The organism is Streptomyces sp. NPDC002537, assembly GCF_053594975.1.
Map to the genome: position 1 here is coordinate 19,559 of NZ_JBSFWT010000067.1, position 20,787 is coordinate 40,345.

18 protein-coding genes are annotated in these 20,787 nt (G+C 69.3%); 10 read left to right on the top strand and 8 right to left on the bottom strand.

Annotated features, from left to right (window positions below):
- Window positions 1-56: 56 nt before the first annotated feature.
- Window positions 57-752: a hypothetical protein gene (locus tag ACWD4A_RS25975; RefSeq protein WP_451197577.1), complete on the bottom strand. Its 696-nt coding sequence runs from the start codon at window positions 750-752 to the stop codon at window positions 57-59.
- A gap of 450 nt (window positions 753-1,202) precedes the next feature.
- Window positions 1,203-1,625, bottom strand: coding sequence for an ATP-binding protein (locus tag ACWD4A_RS25980; protein WP_451197578.1), 423 nt, complete (start codon window positions 1,623-1,625; stop codon window positions 1,203-1,205).
- 289 nt (window positions 1,626-1,914) lie between these two features.
- Between ACWD4A_RS25980 and ACWD4A_RS25985 the strand changes: the two genes are divergently transcribed.
- Together ACWD4A_RS25985 and ACWD4A_RS25990 are read left to right on the top strand one after the other, a co-directional pair.
- Entirely contained in the window at window positions 1,915-2,796 is an 882-nt protein-coding gene (locus ACWD4A_RS25985) for a helix-turn-helix domain-containing protein (protein ID WP_451197579.1), read from the top strand.
- Window positions 2,797-2,809: 13 nt separating this feature from the next.
- Window positions 2,810-3,049 carry a DUF397 domain-containing protein gene (locus ACWD4A_RS25990; protein WP_451197580.1) on the top strand — a complete coding sequence of 80 codons (240 nt, stop codon included), beginning with the start codon at window positions 2,810-2,812 and terminating at the stop codon, window positions 3,047-3,049.
- On the opposite strand, the gene ACWD4A_RS25995 is transcribed toward ACWD4A_RS25990, so the two are convergent.
- The 4 genes from ACWD4A_RS25995 to ACWD4A_RS26010 form a co-directional block, all read right to left on the bottom strand.
- Window positions 3,037-3,426 carry a hypothetical protein gene (locus ACWD4A_RS25995; RefSeq protein WP_451197582.1) on the bottom strand — a complete coding sequence of 130 codons (390 nt, stop codon included), beginning with the start codon at window positions 3,424-3,426 and terminating at the stop codon, window positions 3,037-3,039. The genes ACWD4A_RS25990 and ACWD4A_RS25995 overlap by 13 nt on opposite strands.
- A 579-nt stretch (window positions 3,427-4,005) precedes the next feature.
- Window positions 4,006-8,736 (bottom strand): putative T7SS-secreted protein, encoded by a 4,731-nt coding sequence (locus ACWD4A_RS26000; RefSeq protein WP_451197584.1) that lies wholly within the window; start codon window positions 8,734-8,736, stop codon window positions 4,006-4,008.
- On the bottom strand, window positions 8,736-9,272 hold the full coding sequence (locus tag ACWD4A_RS26005) for a hypothetical protein (protein WP_451197585.1): 537 nt from the start codon (window positions 9,270-9,272) through the stop codon (window positions 8,736-8,738). The genes ACWD4A_RS26000 and ACWD4A_RS26005 overlap by 1 nt, the downstream gene beginning before the upstream one ends.
- Entirely contained in the window at window positions 9,269-9,664 is a 396-nt protein-coding gene (locus ACWD4A_RS26010; RefSeq protein ID WP_451197587.1) for an SseB family protein, read from the bottom strand. Before ACWD4A_RS26010 ends, ACWD4A_RS26005 begins: the two co-directional genes overlap by 4 nt.
- Before the next feature lie 144 nt (window positions 9,665-9,808).
- Between ACWD4A_RS26010 and ACWD4A_RS26015 the strand changes: the two genes are divergently transcribed.
- Window positions 9,809-10,015: a DUF397 domain-containing protein gene (locus tag ACWD4A_RS26015; RefSeq protein WP_451197600.1), complete on the top strand. Its 207-nt coding sequence runs from the start codon at window positions 9,809-9,811 to the stop codon at window positions 10,013-10,015.
- A 71-nt stretch (window positions 10,016-10,086) separates the two neighbouring features.
- On the opposite strand, the gene ACWD4A_RS26020 is transcribed toward ACWD4A_RS26015, so the two are convergent.
- The gene (locus ACWD4A_RS26020; RefSeq protein WP_451197589.1) at window positions 10,087-11,346 is read right to left on the bottom strand and encodes a protein kinase domain-containing protein; all 1,260 of its coding nucleotides are present in this window, start codon (window positions 11,344-11,346) and stop codon (window positions 10,087-10,089) included.
- A gap of 325 nt (window positions 11,347-11,671) precedes the next feature.
- Between ACWD4A_RS26020 and ACWD4A_RS26025 the strand changes: the two genes are divergently transcribed.
- From ACWD4A_RS26025 to ACWD4A_RS26050, 6 genes are all read left to right on the top strand, one after another.
- Window positions 11,672-11,983 (top strand): hypothetical protein, encoded by a 312-nt coding sequence (locus tag ACWD4A_RS26025; RefSeq protein ID WP_121801277.1) that lies wholly within the window; start codon window positions 11,672-11,674, stop codon window positions 11,981-11,983.
- A 281-nt stretch (window positions 11,984-12,264) separates the two neighbouring features.
- Complete coding sequence (locus tag ACWD4A_RS26030) at window positions 12,265-13,149, top strand: hypothetical protein (RefSeq protein WP_451197591.1); 885 nt, start codon at window positions 12,265-12,267, stop codon at window positions 13,147-13,149.
- Window positions 13,139-14,521, top strand: a complete 1,383-nt coding sequence (locus ACWD4A_RS26035) for a hypothetical protein (RefSeq protein ID WP_451197593.1) — start codon at window positions 13,139-13,141, stop codon at window positions 14,519-14,521. The genes ACWD4A_RS26030 and ACWD4A_RS26035 overlap by 11 nt, the downstream gene beginning before the upstream one ends.
- Window positions 14,522-14,523: 2 nt before the next feature.
- Entirely contained in the window at window positions 14,524-16,077 is a 1,554-nt protein-coding gene (locus tag ACWD4A_RS26040; protein WP_451197602.1) for an SCO6880 family protein, read from the top strand.
- Window positions 16,078-16,087: 10 nt separating this feature from the next.
- Window positions 16,088-17,500 (top strand): ATP-binding protein, encoded by a 1,413-nt coding sequence (locus ACWD4A_RS26045; RefSeq protein ID WP_451197595.1) that lies wholly within the window; start codon window positions 16,088-16,090, stop codon window positions 17,498-17,500.
- A 3-nt stretch (window positions 17,501-17,503) separates the two neighbouring features.
- Window positions 17,504-19,045 (top strand): type VI secretion protein, encoded by a 1,542-nt coding sequence (locus ACWD4A_RS26050; RefSeq protein WP_451197597.1) that lies wholly within the window; start codon window positions 17,504-17,506, stop codon window positions 19,043-19,045.
- Between the two features lie 14 nt (window positions 19,046-19,059).
- On the opposite strand, the gene ACWD4A_RS26055 is transcribed toward ACWD4A_RS26050, so the two are convergent.
- The gene (locus ACWD4A_RS26055; RefSeq protein WP_451197598.1) at window positions 19,060-19,596 is read right to left on the bottom strand and encodes a GNAT family N-acetyltransferase; all 537 of its coding nucleotides are present in this window, start codon (window positions 19,594-19,596) and stop codon (window positions 19,060-19,062) included.
- 76 nt (window positions 19,597-19,672) lie between these two features.
- Between ACWD4A_RS26055 and ACWD4A_RS26060 the strand changes: the two genes are divergently transcribed.
- Window positions 19,673-20,680, top strand: coding sequence for a hydroxyacid dehydrogenase (locus ACWD4A_RS26060; protein WP_451197599.1), 1,008 nt, complete (start codon window positions 19,673-19,675; stop codon window positions 20,678-20,680).
- Window positions 20,681-20,787: the final 107 nt, after the last annotated feature.

A 20,787-nucleotide genomic window follows, 5' to 3' on the forward strand; every position in this document is an offset into this window, starting at 1 on the left:
CCGAACGAGACCTCCACGTCGGCACGTTCCGATGGCGACGACTCATCGGACACGCCTTAGAAAGCCGGAGCCATCTCGACTTCCGTACCGCGCAGGGCTGCTCGCGCGGCCGCCGCGCCACGGCGCGTTGCCTCCACGGCGCCTGACGTGTCATGAGCGGGTGGAACGGGTGCCCCTGCCCGTACGGGCGGCGGCGCGAAGTGCCGTTCCGCAGCGCGCTGTTCAGCGAAGGTGGGCGCGTCCGGCATCTTTCTGAGCAGGCGATTCCGGATGATTCCGGCAGCAGAGTGGACGTGAGCGGGCAGCCCGCCAGTCAGCGCTTCACGGACCTCCGCGATGCACGCGCCCCGCTGGAACCACTCCCCCGCGAGCGGGGCGAGGCGAGCGATATCGAAGCCGGTGAGGCGGAGCCGCCGTTCGGTGCGGGAGACGGCGGCGAGGGCGTGGGCGCCCTGCTGGACGAAGGGTGGAGGTACGGCCACCGAGGCTTCTGGCAGGGCGAGTTTGGGCTTCGGTTCAGGCCCATCTTGTTCCGGTTCCGGTTCCGGTTCCGGTTCCAGCTCCGGCTCCGGTTCCGGCTCCGGTTCCGGCTCCGGTTCCGGCGGGACGGGTTGGGGAGGTTGGTAAGTGTTCTCGCCGTTGTTGTCTTGGTAACGGCCGACGGGCCGACTGCTCGGCTGACCGACGGCCGGATTCCCGGTACCCGGCTGCCCACGCCGCACGGCGGCGGCTTCTTCGGCGGTCAGCGGCACGCTGGAGAGAAGCTGCTCGGTGCTCCACCGCCCGCCGCGCCCTTGCTCGCGCCACTCGTGGTAGTACCCGGCGGCGGCCAGCTCCCGCTTCGCACGGATGAACCCGGTGGTCTTGATCCCGGCTCGCTGAGCCACCTGCCACAAGGGCAGATCGACGCCGGGATGAGCAGCCGCACGGCGTCCGAGGACAGCTCGGGGCTACGGATGATTTCGTTGGCAACCTGCGTGAAGGAGCTCGCAGGCGCGATAGCATGCCGCAACACTTGGTGGGGGGCCAATCCCTATCGGGTGCAGACCCCTGGACAGGTGTTCTCAGCACCACCAGGGGTCGCCTCGCTCTACGGCACGAGGCAACCCGTCTGCCGTCACCGTAAAGCACAATTTCGGCCTGGACGGGGCCACTTGACCCACTTCCCCCGAATGGGTAACAGGGGTGGGGTTTGACGGGCGTCAGCGTACGAGGGTGAACCAGACCGCTTTCCCTGGCCCGAAGCCATGCCGGCACACACCCCAGTCGTCGGCACAGCGCCGAACGAGCAGCAGCCCGCGCCCGGTCTCGGCACCCTCGCTGTACGCGTACGCCAACGGCAGCCCCGGCGCTCCGTCGTGCACCAGCACCCGCAATGAGCCGATGGGATCCCACTCGGCGTAGACGCTGACAGGGGTTGAACACTCAGCTCCTGTCGAGGCGTTGACGGCATTGGTGACAAGCTCAGACGTGAGGAGAACCGCGGTGTCGGTGAGGTCATCGCGGTGAGCGGCAGCGAGCGCGGCGCGCACGGCTTCCCGGGCGGTGCGGACCCACCCGGGTGCGGGCGGAAAGACGAGCGAGAAGTCGGCGTGCGCGAGGGCGAAGGCGGATGCGGTGCACATGGCGTGGCTCCTTGGGTTCACCTGCTGCGGGGCGCCCGTCCGGGCGGGGGTGCGGTGGCATTGCCCTTGCGCGACGTTGTCGCGAGGTGACGAGGACGCGCAGGGGTGCGCTTCCGGCTTACGGCACGCGCCGCAGACGGAGCGGGACGTCTTCGACGCTAGGGAAGCGCTTGCATAAGTTGCAACCTATTCCACATGTTCCCGCCCGGATGAGTGCACCCCGAACCGCCTACGTGGACGGCGAGTTGATCGCCAGGCGAGACTGTGCGGCGAACCGAGGAGGGACGGCATGCCACCCAGGAGCCAACCAAGCGAGCGCCAGCGTCGGCTGGGGGCCGAGCTGAAGAGGCTGCGTATGCGCGCACACATTTCCGGAGATCAGGCCGCAGCACTCATCGACGCCGACCGGCAGCGGGTGAGCAACATCGAGTCCGGCCGCGTCGACGTACCGCGCAACGGGCTGCACAAGCTCCTTCGCGCCTACGACTGTCCCGAAGGACCGTTCTTCGAGGGACTCATGGCGATGGCCCAGGATCGTGGCAAAGGCTGGTGGGACGCCTACCGCGATGCCATGAAACTGCCCGTCCTCGACCTGGCGGAACTCGAAGCCCGCGCCACGACGATCCGCGCCAACGAACTACTGCTCATCCCCGGCCTGCTCCAGACCGCCGACTACGCGCGAGCTGTCTGCGAAGCCGCCGACGACCCCAACGCACCCATCGACCGCTATGTCGAGTTCCGGCTCGCTCGCCAGCGCATCCTCAGCGGCGAATCACCCGTGAGGTATCACGCCGTCATCCACGAAGGCGCGCTCCAGACCCTGGTCGGCAGCCGCGACACCATGCGCGCACAGCTGTCCCGGCTGATCGAAGTGGCTCGGCTGCCCAACGTCACCGTACAGATCTTCCCGTTCCAGGCAGGACCTCACTCCGCCGTCAGCCGGTCTTTCGCCATCTTCGGCGGCCCGACACCCGAACTGGACACGGTCCGCCTTGAACAGCCCGTGAACTCATCCGTCCTGCGCGAGCAGGAACACGCGGCTCGCTACGCACGCATCTTCGCCAAGCTGGCCGAACTGGCACTCCCATCGATTGACGCCCGGACCGGCTCCGAGTCTCATGAGCGACAAGACTCGCTGAGAGTGGTTCAGCACCTCTTGCACACGCTCTGAAGGATCCGAATCCATGCCTGACCTCATATGGCAGAAATCCTCGTTTAGCGGTAGCGGACAGGATGACTGCGTCGAAATAGCCGTGACTCCGGGCAAGTTGATCAACCTGCGCGAGAGCGACCGCCCCGACACCGTCCTGAACCTGCCACCCGCCACTTTGCGCGCGCTGCTCGCCCATACCCGGAACGGACGGCTGGACCGTGATGACCTGGTCACGAAGCCAGGGGTCGGCATGCGGTCTCATAGCCGGTAGGGGTAGATATCGAGATTCTTCACTCTGATTGTGACGGCGTCACCCCGTGCGACCACGCAGCCGGCGTCCGCCATCTCGACCATCACAAGCTCGGTTCGAATCCTCAGAGTTACCACGGAGTCGTCATCCGCTCTCTCCACGATGCCCGAGACCGAGATCCATTGATCACGACCTGATCGCCTTGCACAGATCTCTCCCTGAGTCGAAGCCGAAGACGCCTGCCAGTCGACCCCTTCATCGATTGCAAATTCGACATCATGCGTACCGATAACCGGATCCTCCTCCCCCTTCCAGGTGCCCCACGCCCGGCCCGCTGCACAGGTGAACTCCACTGCCCTTTGGCCAGCGTCAAGGATGCCGATGATTTCGATACGCACTGCATAGCTCCAAGCGGTCCGACCAGGCGACCACGCGGGCGCCTACGAGTTGACGACCCTGCCCAGTGTCTTCAGCCATGCTGCTCTGCTGGTCAACAGCACAGCCTTCCCTTGTGCACCGGATCGCTTACTTGGCACTGATCATTTCGAGCACCCTGGCGTCCCACTTGCTATTGCAAGCAGGACAGCGGTCTACATATGAATGCGATCGTGCCCGCCTGCTGTCGTCGGAGAACACCCCCATGGCGACAGCCCAGGTAACCACGCGATGGCTCACCTTGCACTCCATACATCCCATCCCATGGGCTTCCCCGACCAGGGCATTGAAGAAGTCTCCCTCCGTGGCTTCGCCTGAACGTACCCGCATATCGAGCAAGGTCAAGTCGGTGCCATCGCTCCAGTGAAGGTAGAAGACAGCAAGAGGCCAATTGGGCCTAATCCGGATAAGGAAGCGCCGCATACGAGAGTGGTCAACCAGGGATCGGTCATCTAGTTCATTGAAATTTCCGATTTCCTCCTGTACGTCGACGAGCTCCCCGGCGGGCATGTAGACGACCTCATGCTTGCCGATTTTTAGCCTTACCCCAGCCATGGCTTCACCTTGATCAAGTGCGGTATCAAAATCTCTTGCTCGGTTGAGGTAGGAAGCGTCTGCCAGATGCCATCGTCGGGATGAATACTGGTCGAGTACACAGTCCCACCGTCTGCGAAGAACTTCGCGCGATCGGGGTCAGTGGTAAAGGACATGACCGAACGCGGCCCGTACGCCTCCTGCATATCGGTTCCAAACTCTGCATGCGCTTGGGCAAGCGTATCCGCATCTCCCCACTCCGCCAGTGCCCCGGTATGAGCTTCCCGCGATGCTTGAAGCGCCGCGTCAACAGATCCGGTCTGCATGTAAGCGTCCTGGGCGGCTTGACTCATTAGCAAGTCGGTTTCTGACGCAATGCCGTTTTCCCTGTAGAAACGCGTCCCACGGTAAATGGTGACATTTTCGGGGCACCCTCCCGGCGCCAGCCCCAACGGATCCACCCACGACACCGGGTTGTGTACATACGCCACCGGATTCGGCGCCGGCGCCAGCCCCAATGGATCCGGCGACAGATACCGCGCCGTCGCCGGGTCGTAGTGCCGGTGGAAGTTGTAGTGGAGGCCGGTCTCCGGGTCGAAGTACTGGCCCGGGAAGCGGAGAGGGGTGTACGTGGTGCTGGCCGTCGGCCAGGCCGTCGTGCCCCAGAGGGTGGAGCGGGAACGCCAGGCCACGTCCCCCGACTCGTCGACGAGTTCCGTCGGGGTGCCGATCAGGTCCGTGACGATGGCGAAGAAGCGGGTGTCGACGGTCCGTTGGGACGCGTCCGCCGCCGATATTCGTTCGGTTTGGGCGATCGGGTGGAGACCGTTGTGGTCCCACGTCAGGGTGACCGGGTTGGGGAAGTCGGTGGATGTCGTGGTCTGTTCGACCAGGGTCGCGCCGTCCCAGGTGAAGCGGACCTCTTCCGTCACCTCGCCCGACGCGCCCAGGCGCTCCTTCGCCACGCGGCGGCCCAGCGGGTCGTAGCGGTACCGCCACCGCACCCCGTCCGGCGTCACGACCGCCGTCAGGCGGTCCTCCGCGTCCCACTCGTACCGCCAGACGTCCGGCTTGCGCGACAGACGGGTGCGGCGGCGCGATACGACACGTCCCGCCGCGTCGTGTTCGTAACGGACGTCACCGGCACGGGTGATGCGCGTACCCGCATACGCGCGCGGACCCACCGCCTCCTGTCCCGGATGCGCCGCGGGCCAGTCCGCGGACGTCTGGTTGCCCGCCTCGTCGTACGCGTAGCGCTCGCTCCACCCCGGCGCGTCCACCGCCGTGACCCGGCCCGCCGCGTCCAGCTCGAAGCTGCGGTCCCCCGCCGTCGTGACGGCCCCGTCCCGGCGGTAGGTGTAGGTACGGGACAGCACCCCGGGCAGCGACTGCCCGGTCAGCCGGCCCGTCGGATCCCACTCGTGCGCCAGCGTCAGTCCCGCGCCGAAATCGCGCGCGACCTCCCGGCCCGCCGCGTCGCGTTCCATCGTGAACGAGTGACCGGACACGGTCACAGAGGTACGCCGCCCCGCCGCGTCGTACTCCCACTTGCTGACCGCGCCCATCGGGGTGATCCGCCGCGTGCGGCGCCCCAGTTCGTCGTAGGCGAAGGTGAGCGTACGGCCGTCGCAGGTCTCGGACTTGACGCGTCCGAGCCGGTCCCGGCTGTACACCAACGTCGCGTCCGGGCCCGCCGCTTCCGCCAGCCGGCCCGCCGTGTCGTGGACGTACGTCGTCACCGCACCGTCCGCGTCCTTCCGTACCACCCGCCCCAGCACGTCGCGCTCGTACGCGACGGTCCGCCCCAGCGGGTCCGTGCGCGACGCGAGCTGCCCCACCGCGTCATGCGCATACCGAAGCGTCCGGCCGTCGAAGTCCGTCTCCGACGCCAGCCGACCCGCAGGGTCGAACTCGTAACTCCACGTCAGCCCTTGCGGGTTGGTGACGGCCGTCAATTGGAGGCGCGAGTCGTGGGTGAACTCGTAGCGGACGCCGTCCGGGCCGGTCCTGGCCGCCAGGCGGTCGAAGTGGGTGTATTCGGAGCGGGTGACACCGCCGACGGCATCGGTGTGCGTGAGGCAGTTGCCCTCGCCGTCATACGTCCACCTCTCCTCGGCCCCGTCCGCCGCCACCCGCCGGGCGAGCCGTCCCTCCACCGTCCAGGAGAGCCGCGTCGTCGCTCCCATCGGATCGATGACGGCCGTCACACGGCCGAAGGCATCGCGGCGGTATGTGGTCACCCCGCCGAGCGGATCCGTCACTTCGACGGGAAGTCCTGCCCTGGAACAGGTGACACGGGTGACGCCGCCTAGCGCATCCGTGACCGTCGCCAGATGGCCGCGAGAGTCGTACGTGAAGCGGGTGACCGCCCCCGCAGGATCCGTCACGGACGTGCGGCGGCCGGCGGAGTCGAAGGTCTGGTGGCGGACGGAGCCGTCCACGTCCGTCAAGGTCACCGGGTGACCGGCCGCGTCGTACGAGGCCGTCGCCGCGCGGCCGTCGGGGCGCGTCACCGAGACGAGCCGCCCCACCCCGTCGTAGCGGAATTCGGTGGTCCGGTCGAGGGCGTCGGTGCGTGAGAGCACCCGGTTGTGGCGGTCGCGGCGCGTACGCGTGGCGGCCCCGGTCGGGTCGATCTCGGCGACGACGTGCGAGGTGGCGTCCTCGACGACGTAGTGGGTCGTATGCCCCAGGGAGTCGGTCATCGCCGTGACCCGCAGGCCCGTGCCGGGGTCGGGCTCCCCGTACTCCAGGGAGAAGCGCATATGGCCGTCGGCGCCGGTCTGGAAGACGCAGCGGTCCCGGTCGTCGTACGCGTAGACGTACCGGCTGGCGTTGCGGTCGGTCCACGCCGTGACGCGGCCGCGCTCGTCGTAGTCGAACCGCAGTGGCAGACCGGACGAGTTGATGACGCCCGTCAAGTTTCCGTCGGTGTACGCGTAGCGGATCAGCTCCGTCTCCACGCCCTCCGCCACCAGGTGGAGCGCGGTGACGCGGCCGGAATCGGTGGTGACACGGACGCGGTAACCGCCGTCGTGGACGAGCGCGAGGGGCGTGCCGTCGGCGTCGTACTCGAAGGTGATCCAGCGACCCGCGCGGTCGGACATCTGCTGCAGCAGGGCGAGATCGGAACCGTACGGGGTGAAGTGCCGGGCGCGTCCCGACACCGGGTCCTCGATGACGTAGCCGCCCCCGTCGGCGTTGGCCAAGGGCCAGCGCGGGCCTTCGGTGGGGAGGGTCGGAACGCCCGGGGCGGGGTGCGGATAGCTGAGCAGCATGCCGTCGGCGCGTACGTACACCACGCCCGCGGAGTCGATCTCCAGGCGCTCGTCGACGGTGCTCGACCAGGACGGACCCAGCCAACGGCCCGCGCGATAACCGGACTCCGCCCGCCGTTCGAAGAGCAGGGGCAGCCCGGCGGCGGGCAGGGAGACGTCGGTCTGCGGCAGGAACATGCGGCCGGTGGCCATGTCGATGGGGTCGCCGCCGACGCACTTCTGGCCCGGCTCGATGCCGCCCTGCTTGGGGTTGGCGTCCACGGCCTCGCGCGCCGCCCCGCTCTTGACGCCCTGCTCCGCCCCCGCCTCGGCGGCGTCGGTGGCCCCGCGGCGCGCCGCTCCGACCGCCATCCGCTCGCCCGCGTCGGCGGCGGCGCTTCCGCCGCCCGTGGCGACGCCCATCGCAATGTTGCCCGCGAGGCGGCCCATGGCCTCCGAGGGGTCCGAGCCCCAGCCGGTGCCGAGGAGGGTGGACGGGATGCGGCCGGGGTGGGCGGCCAGGGAGACGAGGTTGGTGTCGGTCTGGAAGACACCGTCGAGGTACGCGGCGGGGTGGGTGACGTTGTACGGGTCGAGCGGGTTGAGGGTACGGGCGAACCGCGCCATGTCGGCCACCGAACGGACCCCGCCGCCGAGCAGGTGCATCGCCTCGACCTGACCACCGTCGTACAGGTCCTTCGCGTCACCTGCGACCCGGTCGGAGAACTTCGGCAGCTTCGGGGCGAGTTCGACAGCCTTGTCGATGGCCGTCCGCGCGGCCGCGGCGGCGGTGTTGCGCTGCTTGCGGGCCTCGGTCAGGACGCGCTGCGCTTCCTCGCGGTCGGCGATGCCGGGGTCGGTGCACGGGGGCGGCGGCGGGCCGGGGTCCTCGCCCGCCTTCACCTTCGCGTCGTACGCGTCGGCCGCCTTGCCGTAAGCGTCCTGGGCCGCCTTCGCGGCCTCTTTTCCCTGCTTGTGGAGCCGTACGGCTTCCTTGGCCTGGTTCTGTGCCCAGGTCACGGTGTGGGCGTACGCGGACAGGGCCGTCGCCGCGTCCTGGCAGGAATCGGCCGCGTGCGCCCACTTCGGGGCGTGCTCGGCGAACTTCCGGGCGAAGGCCTCCTTCCCGTCGCCCTTCCACTGCGACGGGTCGACCTTCTGCATCCCTGCGTGCGCGGTGTCGAACGCCGTGTGGAAGCTGCGCAGGTGGCCCGCGGTGGACTCGATGCGCTTCGCGTCGCCGTGGACGAGCTCCCCGGGATCGTCGGTCTCGTCCAGTTGCTTCTCGCCGACCTCCGCGCCCAGGCCGGAGGCGGTCCTGTCGGACCAGCCGTCGATGTTCTTGGCCGCACCGTGGAACCCGAGGTCGTCGGCGACGTCACCGACCTTGTGGCCACCCCACTCGACGGCCTCGCCGAGGCCCTTCTTGCCGGCGTCGACGGCGTGTTCGAGCTTCTCGCCCGCCTTGTCCCAGAGGGACATCAGTTGCCCCTCCCGGGCTCCGAGGGCCGGCCCTTGATGTCGGCGATGGTCCGCGCCAGGGCCTCGTCGGCGTGATCACCGGCCTGTTCGAAGGACTTGGCGCTGTAGTCGGCGTGGGCGATGTCGTTGAACGGGTTGTCCGAGAACGTCTGCCCCCAGGACTGCCGTTCCACCTGCTCCTCGGTCAGGTGCGGATTGCCCATGACGGCGTTGGTGGTCACCTTGAAGGTGTTCGAGATGTACGCGTCGCCCTCGTGGTAGTAGCCCGCCGCCAGGTCCACGCGCTCGGCGAACTGGCTGCCGTCGTGCACGAGGGCGCGCACGCCCCATTCCCAGCGGTGACAGAACGACGTGAAGGCATCCGTCAGGCCCTGGTGACCCGTCTCCATGCCGGAGAGGGCGAGCTCGCCGAAACCACGGCCGGTGGCCGCCTCGCCGGGCGAACCGCCGGACTTCTTCAGCTCGTCGATGACGCCGTTGAGCCCCTTGGTGATGTTGTCGAGCGCGTCCTTGTGCGCCTGTATGCCGTCACTCATCGGAGCCGCCCGTCGGCTGTCGCGTCGACCGCCGCGCCCTCCGGCACGACACCGACGACGGGCGGGAACATCATTGGACGCTCACTGCCCACGTCGAGTGCCACACCCGCCGGTTCGCCGACGGCCGGTACGACCACGTCCAGGAGCCGGGCGCCGAGCACGGACCGGTACTCCCAGTCGCGCGCCGCCTCGCCCCGGACCGCGGCGAACCGGGCCAGCGCCGGCTCGTCCGTGAAGGCGTGGATCCACTGCACGCCTCCGAACTCCGCGGTCCACAGCCCGCCCTGACCGTCGACCGGTACGAGGACGGCCGTACGCCGGAACTCGCCGATCAGCGCGGCCGGCCGCGCGTGCGCCGCGTGAACCGCGGCGATCTCACCCCTCAACGACACCGTCTGCCCGCCCCTCCCCATCCCGGGGGCAGCGTATACAGCGAGCGACAGGAATCGAACGGATGGTCAGACTCCGGCTCCCGGCGGTCCTCTATCGTGTGCGACGACAGCGGGCCGTACATCCCTTACATCCCTTGAGGGGGCATCGTGGCAGAGCTCAACTGGATTCCGGCGACCGAAGGCGACGAGACCGAATACCTGGAGGTCGCCTTCGGGGACGACGGCCACGTCTACATCCGGGAGAACACCGATCCGGAGAAGGTCGTGGTGACGACCAACGAGAATTGGGACGCGTTCGCACTGGGCGTCAAGGCGGGCGAGTTCGACCACTTCGTGGAGGGTCTCGACTAGCGTGCCCCGACGGCGGGTTGCCGCTCCGTCGGAGGGGGCGGCCCGCCCCGCCCCGGTCAGCGCCGCCCCGGTCAGCGTCGCGGCGCATGCACTCCCGGCCGGCCGGTGGAGCCGCCGTCCGAACCGAAGGCCCACGCGCCGATCACGGCCGCCACCACGAACGCCACCGCTCCGGCGACGGCGATGGCCAGCACCTTCTTCGACTTCCGCGAACCCTTCCCGCGCCGCGAGGCCGCCGCACGACCGGGCGCCGTGGACACGGGTGCGGGAGCGGGCGCGGACGTGGGCGTGGCCACCGGCTGACGTCCTCGTCCCGGCCCGCGCGGCGGTACGGCCCGCTCCGCGGGCAGCGACGGACGCCCCGCCGGAGCCGCGGTCGGTACGGCGGCAGGCATGGGCGGGCGCGCCGAGGGACGTGCCGAGAGACGTGCCGCCGGAGGCGCGGTCGCATGCGCGGGCGCGCGCATGGGTGGAGGCGTGGGCGTACCCGGAGGTGCGGCCGCCACCACGGGCGCCGACATGCCCTGCCATGCCGTCCCGCCGAACCACTCCGCGGTCTCCTCGGCCGTCGGCCGCTCCTCCGGCTGCTTGGCCAGCATCCGCAGCAGATACGACTCGAAGGCGGGTGGCAGGTCCGCCCGGTGACGGCGCGGGGGCTCCGGCGCCGAGTCGACGTGCAGATAGAGCAGGGCGGTCGGGCTCTCCGCCCAGAACGGGGGACGCCCGATCAGGAGCTGGTAGAGCACGCACCCCAGCGCGTAGACGTCGGAGGCGGGCCCGGCCACCCGGCCCAGGCAGCGCTCCGGGGCGAGATAGGTGCTCGTACCGACGATCTGGCCGACCCTGGTCAACGCCGCGGACGTCTCGTCCACGAACCGGGCGATCCCGAAGTCGCCGATCTTCAGGGTGCCGTCGGCGTCGAGCATCAGATTGCCGGGCTTGACGTCGCGGTGGACGACTCCCTGCCGGTGGGCGGCCGCCAGCCCGGCCGCCGCCTGCGCGGCGATACGGGCCACGCGGTCGGGGGCGAGGGGACCGCGCGCGGACAGCTCCTGCGCCAGGCTCGGGCCCCGGACCAGCTCCATGACCAGATAGAACCGCCCGTCCCAGGAACCGAAGTCGTAGACGGCGACCACCTGGGGGTGATTCAGCCGGGCCGCGGTCCGGGCCTCCAGCTGGAAACGTGAGGCCGCCGAGTCGTCGCCCTCGTCCCCCAGCAACAGCTTGACCGCGACCTGACGACCGAGCACTTCGTCGCGGGCTTCCCAGACTTCGCCCATGCCGCCGCGGCCCAGCAGCTCTCCCAGCCGGTACCGATCGGCTACCAGCACCCGTACCACCCTTGTTCTCGAACGCCCCCGGAGCGCTCCAGCGTACCGACCGAACACACTGCCACCCGAACTGACGCATAGTCCCCCACCTCGCCCATCGTTGCTCGGCGTCCACACGCGTGATACACAGAGTCACCATAGAACTCCCCACTGACAACGCCCCGCACGACGGCCCGGCCCCACGTACGGACGAAGACGTACGGGTTCCGGCAAAAAATGACGCCAAGTCGACATGCGAGGGCGCCATCTTCGGCGAAGATAGGTCCTGACCTTTGCCAGGTGGCGGAGAGCATCACAAGTACCCATAAGGGGCGGTGAGTTACAAATGTTTTTGGCGGCCGGCGACAAGGGCGACATCAACACCATCATTGGCGGAATTGCCCCGAAATGGGGGCCGTTCGGCAGTCTGGGCACCGAAGCGCGCGTACTGGTCGAGGTCGTGATGGCGGCGGCCATCCTCCTCTGCCTGGCCATCGCCATCTGGGGCGCGGCGAAGCAACGGATCGGGGCAACGGCCCTGCGTGACACCTTCAGCGCCGAGCAGGGCAAGGGGCTGATCGTGGCCGGCCTCACCGGCGTCTTCATCATCGGCTCGCTGGGAACTCTTTTCACCATTGTCTATGGCATGGCCATCTGACCCATCCGATCCGGCCGTCGTTACCGGCGGTTCTCCCTACGGGTGTTGGGAACCGCCCAGCCTCTTTCTTGCCAACAGCCCCGGCCACCCCACCGACCCCACCAGCCCCAGCGCGCAGCGTCCCCGCGCAGACCCTCTCGTCCCCGAGTCCCCCCGCACCGAGGCTGCCACCTGATGCCCCCTCACACCCCCTCGTACTCCTCCCCCCAGAATCCCTTCGCGCCGCTACCGTCATATGCGGGCGCCAAACCGGCGAAGACGTATGAGGGGACGTGCGCACGATGAGTCTCGGCGACGACGGCTACGGCCAGGACTCCGGCCGCCAGGGGGGTGACTACGGCGAATTCGGCGGCACCGACCGGCACCTGACACGCACCCGCCTCCCGGAGGGCGAGTCCGATCCGTACGGCCCATCCCGGCGCCCACGTGGTGGCCGCGGCGGCGGCCTGTCCAACCGGAACCTGATGACGGTCGTCGGCGTCGTGGTCCTCCTCATCGCGGCGATCGCCTTCGCGAACCGGGGGGGTTCGTCGGACGATTCGGATTCGGGGAGTGGCAGCAAGCCGAACGCGCAGGCGACTGCCCCGACAGGTGAGAAACCGGTGTCCGGGAAGGACGGCGCGACGGGGATCGCGTCGGGGTTCGCGCATACGGAGCAGGGGGCGCAGTCGGCTGCGGCCAACTACGCGGTGGCCCTCGGATCGGCCGACATGTTCACCGCGAACAAGCGGCACGACATCGTCAAGGCCGTGATCGCCCCCTCGGCCGTGGAGAAGTTCCAGGGCACCCTGGACCAGGCCTACTCGTCGGCCTTCTTCAAGAACGTCGGGCTCAACGGGGACGGTTCGGCGCCCAAGGGCCTCACCTTCGTGTCGCGCACCATTCCGATCGGCACCAAGGTCACGCAGTCCGACAAGGACGCCGCCACGGTCGAAGTCTGGTGCACGGGCCTGCTGGGACTGGCAGGCGAAGGCTCGACCAAACCGGTCAGCACCGGCTGGTTCACCATCACCATGCACTTGACCTGGATCGACAACGACTGGAAGGCCATCGACCACTCTCAGAAGGATGGCCCTGCCCCGGTCAGCGGCGATGTCCCGGCTTCGAGCGCCAACGACATCACCAACGCGGTCAACGGGTTCGGAGGGTTCACGTATGCCAGGTAGTCGCCGCCGTCGCGCCCTCACCGTGTCGGGGGCTCTGGCCGCCCTCCAGGTGACCGTCGTCCTCCTGGCCAGCCGGTCCTTCTCCGTACCGACGCCTCCACCGAGTTCGCCACCGGTCTCCACGCCCACGCCAGGCACGAGTGTCGGCCCCAGCGCGAGTTCCAGCGTGGGCCCGAGCCCGAGTCCGAGCGCCAGTTCAGGCAGCAACCCGTGCGACCTCATCCACGGTCCTGCGCACGACTACTGCCAAAGCGGCAAACCCAGCGGTACCACCACCCCCGACCCCCAAAGCAGCGTCGACCCCCTCTCCTCCCTGGGGAAAGGCTGTGCCGACGCCGCCTCCTGGATCATCGGCAAGCTGTCCCAGGCCGTGCACCACACCGGCAACGTGGACTTCACCAACGCCACCTTCCTCCAGCAGTACGCCGTCGTCTTCGCCGCGTCCAGCATCCTCACGCTCATCCTGTGGCTGCTGGCCGTCGCCAAACGGGCCGTGCGCGGGGTGCCGTTCACCGAGGCGATCACCGAGGCGGTGGGGTTCCTGTGGCTCACCGTGCTGGCCTCGGCGTTCACGCCGTTGATCCTGTACACACTCGTGTCGGCCACCGATGCCGTCACCGAGGTCATCGCCACCGGCAGCAACTCGAACAACGACGCCTTCTTCGGCGGCTTCGCCGACGCCCTCAAGAAGGGCGACGGCATCGGCGGCGGGCCGATCATGCTGATCGTGGTGTCCCTCGTCTCCGTACTGGCCGCCGGAGTGCTCTGGCTGGAGCTGGTCATCCGGGCCGCGCTGCTCTACGTCGGCGCGCTCCTCGGCACCGCCGTGTACGCGGGGCTGGTCGACAAGAACATGTGGGGGCACGTCCGCCGCTGGGCAGGCATCATGATCGCGGTGATCCTGGTCAAACCGATCATCGTCGTCGTCCTGGGACTGGCCGGAGCGCTGTCCTCCGGCAAGGGCCCGAACTCCTTCTCCGCGGTCGTGTCGGGGCTCGCCATCATCATCCTCGCGATCTTCGCCAGCGCCATGATCTACCGGTTCGTCCCCGGCTTCGGCGACGAGATCGTCAGCACCCGCGGCGCCAGCAGGGACGCGGCCTCCCGGCAGGCCGCCGCCGTGATCTCCTCACCCGCCACCCTCGTCAAGCAGGGCATCAACACCCACAGCAGCCGCGGCAACAACAACGGCGGCAACGGTGCCCAGGCCCGCCCCGGCAACCCCGTCAGCGGCGGCGTCGCCGCCCACAGCACCCGCGCGCCCGCCCGCCCGGAAGGCGGGCGGACCGGCAACGGAAGCGCTCCCTCCGCCATCCCGGCGCCGCGCGCGCAGAACAAGAACAGCAATTCCCCAGGAGGTGAGCGGAGTTGACGATTCAGGCACAGTCCCAGCCGATCGCGGCCCGCCGGACGTATTTGATCGGCCGCGCCCGTCCCAACGCGGTCGTCGGCAAGAACCGGGAGACCGGCGAGATCGCCCTGATCATCGCCGGCGCGTTCCTGGGCATGATGTGCGGCCTCCTGGTGCCGATCCTCCCGCTGCGTATCCTCACGCTGTCCGGCTTCCCGGCGCTCGGGCTGGCGGCGGTCTACGTCCCGTACAAGCAGCGCACGTTCTACAAGTGGTTTGAAATCAACCGCACGTATAAGCGCACGCTTCGCCGGGGCGCCACGTACCGCTCGTCCGCGGCGGAGGCCGGTACACAGTTGGACGGGCGTGAGATCGAGGTCGGGCCGCCGCCGGGGATCGGCCGGATCAGCTGGCTGGCCGCCCCGTTCGGGCCGGACGAGATCGCCGTACTGCTGCACGCGGACCGCCGTACGGTCACCGCCGCCATCGAGATCGAGGGACCGGGCGTCGGACTGCGCGACTCGGAGGACCAGGAGGCCCTGGTCGACCGGTTCGGCACGCTGCTCAAGCACGTCGCCAATGGGGACGGCTATGTGACGCGCATCCAGATGCTCGCCCGTACGCTGCCCGCCGACCCCGACGCGCACGCCAAGGACGTCGAACGGCGGGGCGACGACAACTCCCCCACGTGGCTGAAGGATTCGTACGACCAGCTGCAGTCCATGGTGTCGACCTCCTCCGAGCAGCACCGCGCGTACCTCGTCGCCTGCATGCACTACACGCGCGACCTGGCCGCCGAGGCACAGGCCATCGCCCGTGCCTCCCGCCACGAGGGCGGCAAGCGGCGGCTGGACCGGGACGGCGGGCTGGCCGTCGTCATGGCGCGCGAGCTCACGGACATCTGCGCCCGGCTCGCCGAGGCCGACATCCGAGTGCGGCAGCCGCTCGGCCAGGGACGGCTCGCGTCGCTCGTGCACTCCATGTACGACCCGGACCACCCCATCGACCACATCCAGGCGATGACGCAGCGCAACGCGTGGCCCGCCGAGCTGGACGCGACGGAACCCAACTACCTCCAGGCGAAGACGCGCGAGTCGACGACGCGCGCCCCCTGGTGCCACTCCACGGCATGGGTGAAGGAATGGCCGATGACGCCGGTGGGTGTCAACTTCCTCGCCCCGCTGCTCGTGCACACCCCGGACGTCATCCGCACCGTCGCCGTCTGCATGGACCTGGAGCCGACGGACGTCGCCATCGAACGGATGCTGACGGAGAAGACGAACGACGACGCGGACGCCTCGCGCGCCGCCAAGATGAACCGGGTCGTCGACCCGCGCGACGTCGCCCACCACTCCCGCGTCGACCAGCGCGGCGAGGACCTCGCCAGCGGCGCCGCGGGCGTCAACCTCGTCGGGTACATCACCGTGTCCTCGCGCTCGCCGGAGGCGCTCGCCCGCGACAAGCGCACCATAAGAGCCTCGGCGGGCAAGAGCTACCTCAAGCTGGAGTGGTGCGACCGCGAGCACCACCGGGCCTTCGTCAACACGCTGCCGTTCGCGACCGGCATCCGACGCTAGGGGCTTCGCCGTGCTCGACCCACTCGCCGCCCTCACCGAGGCGTTCACCAGCTTCCTGTTCGGGAAGGTGGAGACGACCCGGCTGCCCGTACGGACCTCCACCGGACAGGCCCAGGCCGTCTACCTGCCGACCGCCGCCCCGGGTCTCGGCGACTCGGGCGTCGTCATCGGCCGCGAGGTGTACTCCGGCAAGGGCTACATCTACGACCCCTTCCAGCTGTACGGGCAGCAGCTGCCCGCCCCGCACTGGCTCGTGCTCGGCGAGTCCGGCAACGGCAAGTCGGCGCTGGAGAAGACGTACGTCCTGCGCCAGTTGCGCTTCCGCGACCGCCAGGTCGTCGTCCTCGACGCCCAGGGAGAGGACGGCGTCGGCGAGTGGAACCTCATCGCCCAGCAGCTGGGGATAACACCCATCCGGCTCGACCCGACGGCCGCCCTCAACGGCGGCATCCGTCTCAACCCGCTGGACCCCTCGATCACCACGACCGGACAGCTCGCCCTGCTGCGCACGATCATCGAGGTGGCCCTGGGGCGCGGCCTGGACGAGCGGTCCGGTTTCGCGCTCAAGGTGGCGCACTCGTTCGTCAACGAGACGATCCTCGACCGTCAGCCCGTGCTGACCGACATCGTCGAGCAACTGCGGCACCCGGAGGCCGAGTCCGCCGAGTCGATGAATGTCGACATAGACGACGTACGCGCGTGGGGTCTCGACGTCGCCCTCGTGCTCGACCGGCTGGTCGACGGCGACCTGCGGGGCATGTTCGACGGGCCGACGACGGCAGGCATCGACCTCGACGCACCGCTGATCGTCTTCGACCTCTCCCACATCGACCGCAATTCGATCGCCATGCCCATCCTGATGGCCATTGTGGGCGTGTGGCTCGAACACACCTGGATCCGGCCGGACCGCAAGAAGCGCATCTTCCTGGTCGAAGAGGCCTGGCACATCATCAACTCGCCGTTCGTCGCCCAGCTCTTCCAGCGACTGCTCAAGTTCGGCCGCCGGCTCGGCCTGTCATTCGTGGCGGTGGTGCACCACCTCTCGGACGTGGTCGACGGCGCGGCGGCACGGGAGGCCGCGGCGATCCTCAAGATGGCGTCAACGCGCACGATCTACGCGCAGAAGGCCGACGAGGCGCGCGCCACCGGCCGGGTGCTCGGCCTGCCACGATGGGCCGTCGAGATCATCCCGACCCTGACGCCCGGCATCGCCGTCTGGGACGTCAACGGCAACGTCCAGGTCGTCAAGCACCTGGTGACCGACGTCGAGCGGCCGCTGGTCTACACCGACCGCGCCATGACGGAGGACGGCCAGGACCACCTCGCGCGCGAACTCGCCGCCGAGGCCGCGGCCGCCGAACGCGCGGCCGCGGCGATGGAGGCCCAGTTGAACGACAGTTCCTCCGAGTCGACGGTGGCGTAGCGGATGCCCGGCACCGGACCCGTCGGAGGCCACAGACCCGACCACCGATCCGAGTACCGCCCCGAACACCGACCCGAACGTGGCATTCCGGACGGCTTGTTGGTCGGTGTGATCGCCCTGCTGCTGGGACTGACGCTCCTCGTATGGGTGACGACCGGCCTGGCGGGTCTCGCCGCGCACGGCTCCTGGCCGGACGGCGTCAGCCTGGACCGTACGCCGGTGGCGCTGCGGCACCTGGCGACCGAACCCCACGACATCGCCGCGGCCTGGCCGGACGCACCACCGGAGGCACTGTCGGGCTACGGGCTCTTCTGGGGCTTCCTCATCGGGGAGCTGCTGACGCTGATCGTGCTGGGCGTGTTCGCGCTCGGTACGTGGACCCGCTGGCGGGCGGTACGGGCGCGCCGCCGGGCGGAGACCACGGAGGTGGCGGCGGAAGCGGCGGAGACGGCCCCGCGACGAGCGACAGCGGGAAGAACTCCGGGCGCTGCGGACACGGCCGCCGTCGCCCCGCCAGAGGCGCCGACCGCCCTCCCGCCGACCGTCGAAGCCCCAGCAGCCCCTGTGACGCCCTCTGTGACGCCTTCTGTGCCCCCGCAGCGGACCGAGCCCTCCCGTCACCTCGTCTACGGCTCCGACAGGCGCAGCGAGGCCGCTGGAGCCGTTCTCGCGGCGGCCGGGCCGGTCCTGGTGACGACCAGCGACGCCGCGCTGTGGGCCGACACCAAGGACGCCCGCGCGAAGCTCGGTCCGGTGCACGTCTTCGACCCGAGCCACCTCCTCGACACCCCGAGCCGCCTCCGCTGGAGCCCGACGACCGGTTGCGAGGTGCGGGAGACGGCGGCGGCCCGAGCCGCCGCGCTCCTCGCGCCCGTGCGCCCGTCGAGCGCCCTTGACTCCGCCACGGCCGACACGGCCGAGACGCTGCTGCGCTGCTGGCTGCACGCGGCCGCCGTCGACGGCCGCCCGTTCCGCCAAGTACACCGCTGGGCACAGGGAACGGCGGCGCACGAGCCCGTACGCATCCTCCGCACGCACCCCAAGGCGGCCGGTGGCGCGGCGGGCGAGCTGGAGTCGGCACTGACCGGGCATCCGGAACGTAGGGATTTGGCCCAGGAGTTAACGGCTCGTTCCCTCAATTCCCTTTCGTCCATCCATATTCGGGACGCGTGCAATCCCAATCGAGCCGATGCGCTCGCGTGGGAATCATTCATCGCGGAAGGGGGAACCCTGTACGTGGTGGGTGAGGCGATTGAGGATCCTCGGACCCGCCCGGGTGCGATGCCCCTGCTGACCGCACTCGTCACAAGCGTGGTCGAGCGCGGCCGGGGCATGGCCGGAAGGTCATCTGCCGGTCGGCTCGACCCACCACTGACGTTCGTCCTGGACGACGTCGCGGCGGTGGCGCCGGTGCCCAGCCTGCCGTTCCTGCTGGCGGAGGGCGCCGCCTCGGGCCTGCCGACCTACGCCTTGATGCGCTCGCAGGAACAGGCCCGCGCCCGCTGGCCGCACGACACCCTTCTCACGCGGGACCAGCGGGGCTAACGGGACCAGCGGGGCTAGACGGCCGGCCGGGGGACGGCCATCTCGTATTCGAGCGACGTGGGGTCCCCCTCCATCGGAACGGTGACCCCGGTCCGCTCGAAGCCGAGCTTCCGATAGAACGCCTCGGCACGGGAATTGCGCTCGTGAACATGCAACCGCACGCGTTCGATACGGGGTTCGGTCCGCTCCCACGACCAGTCGAGCGCCGCCCGGAAAAGGGCCTCCGCCAGCCCCGTACCGCGGTGCTCGGGCCGTACGAACACGCCGACCAGATGTGTCTGCGGCATGGCCGCCGGGGCCCCGAAGCGACCTTCTCCGCCGGGTACTTCCACCAGAATCGCGACGTTCCCCGCCCACTCCCCGTCGGGCCCCTCGGCTATGAAGGCAGGCGTGTGCGCCCGCTCCTGCCACAGCTCGTCGGGCCGGGCCGCGGCGGCTTCATAGGTGTCGAGGAAGGCGATCGACGCGACCGGGTCGGACAGGGCGGTCAGCCGCAGTTCTCTGGCCTTCCGCCATTCGTCGGCGCGTACGAGTCTGATGGTGTGTTCCATCCGCCAATGGTCAACCTGCCCTCATGAGCTGGGCAAGTGCGTTTTTCCCGACCACCGCACGGGCATGGGGCAGCGCATGAACGGTATACGGGGGATGGTCATAGTCATAGCCATGGGGGCGGACGAAGCCGCGGCAGTCCTCCCCCCGGAACTACGGGCCAGGCTCGCCGAACTGGCGGCGCCGGTCCTCGGCACACTGGCCGGCCCGCTCACGGCCCCGGAGGCGCGGGATGCTCTGGCCGACGCCGACATCCTGCTCACCGGTTGGGGCTGCCCACCGCTGACAAAGGAAGTACTGGACGGCGCACCCCGGCTGCGCGCGGTGATCCATGCGGCCGGCTCGGTCAAGGAGCTGGTGACAGAAGAGATTTGGCGGCGCGGCATCGCGGTCTCCTCGGCCGCGGGCACCAACGCCGGTCCGGTCGTGGATTTCAGTCTCGCGGCCATCACCTTCGCGGCGAAGAAAGCCCTCTCGACAGCGGCGGCCTACGAGACCGGCTGGCCCGCCTTCCGCGACCGCCGGGGAGTCGACGGCCGTAGCATCGGCGTCATCGGCGCCTCCCGCATCGGGCGCCGCGTCCTGGCACGCTTGCGCGCATCCTGCGTCGGCTATCGCCTCCTCCTGCACGACCCGTATGTCTCCGCCGCCGAGGCAGCGGTATGGGGCGCCGAGTCCGTCGACCTCGCCGACCTCTGCCGAGCCGCCGACATCGTCAGTGTGCACGCCCCACAACTGCCCGAGACACACCATCTGCTGGACGCCGAGCATCTCGCGCTCATTCCCGACGGCGGAACGGTCATCAATACCGCGCGGGGCCCGATCGTCGACACGGAGGCACTCACCCGGGAGTGCTCTTCGGGCCGCCTGGACGCCTTCCTCGATGTCACCGACCCTGAACCGCTGCCGGCCGGGCATCCATTGCTGTCCTTGCGGAATGTGCTCGTCACGCCGCACATAGCGGGCGCCCAGGGCAGCGAGGCACGTCGGCTGGGCGTCTTCGCCGTGGACGAGGTCGCGCGGTTGGTACGCGGTGCGCCGCTGCTGGGCCGGGTGACGCAGGGGGAACTGGCCCGGCTCGCATGACGCGGATTCCGTCCGGAAATGCAGAAAAGCCCTGGCAGGAACCGGAGTTCCCACCAGGGCTTTTCACTAAAATTTGTTCGGCGGCGTCCTACTCTCCCACACGGTCC

What these genes read in the sequence shown, in the direction of transcription:
- ACWD4A_RS26050 (WP_451197597.1), top strand. Translation starts at nt 17,504, where the DNA reads ATGCCCGGCACCGGACCCGTCGGAGGCCACAGACCCGACCACCGATCC.
- ACWD4A_RS26000 (WP_451197584.1), bottom strand. Translation starts at nt 8,736, where the DNA reads ATGTCCCTCTGGGACAAGGCGGGCGAGAAGCTCGAACACGCCGTCGAC.
- ACWD4A_RS26005 (WP_451197585.1), bottom strand. Translation starts at nt 9,272, where the DNA reads ATGAGTGACGGCATACAGGCGCACAAGGACGCGCTCGACAACATCACC.
- ACWD4A_RS26035 (WP_451197593.1), top strand. Translation starts at nt 13,139, where the DNA reads ATGCCAGGTAGTCGCCGCCGTCGCGCCCTCACCGTGTCGGGGGCTCTG.
- ACWD4A_RS25985 (WP_451197579.1), top strand. Translation starts at nt 1,915, where the DNA reads ATGCCACCCAGGAGCCAACCAAGCGAGCGCCAGCGTCGGCTGGGGGCC.
- ACWD4A_RS26025 (WP_121801277.1), top strand. Translation starts at nt 11,672, where the DNA reads ATGTTTTTGGCGGCCGGCGACAAGGGCGACATCAACACCATCATTGGC.
- ACWD4A_RS26055 (WP_451197598.1), bottom strand. Translation starts at nt 19,596, where the DNA reads ATGGAACACACCATCAGACTCGTACGCGCCGACGAATGGCGGAAGGCC.
- ACWD4A_RS26030 (WP_451197591.1), top strand. Translation starts at nt 12,265, where the DNA reads ATGAGTCTCGGCGACGACGGCTACGGCCAGGACTCCGGCCGCCAGGGG.
- ACWD4A_RS25990 (WP_451197580.1), top strand. Translation starts at nt 2,810, where the DNA reads ATGCCTGACCTCATATGGCAGAAATCCTCGTTTAGCGGTAGCGGACAG.
- ACWD4A_RS25980 (WP_451197578.1), bottom strand. Translation starts at nt 1,625, where the DNA reads ATGTGCACCGCATCCGCCTTCGCCCTCGCGCACGCCGACTTCTCGCTC.
- ACWD4A_RS26060 (WP_451197599.1), top strand. Translation starts at nt 19,673, where the DNA reads ATGAACGGTATACGGGGGATGGTCATAGTCATAGCCATGGGGGCGGAC.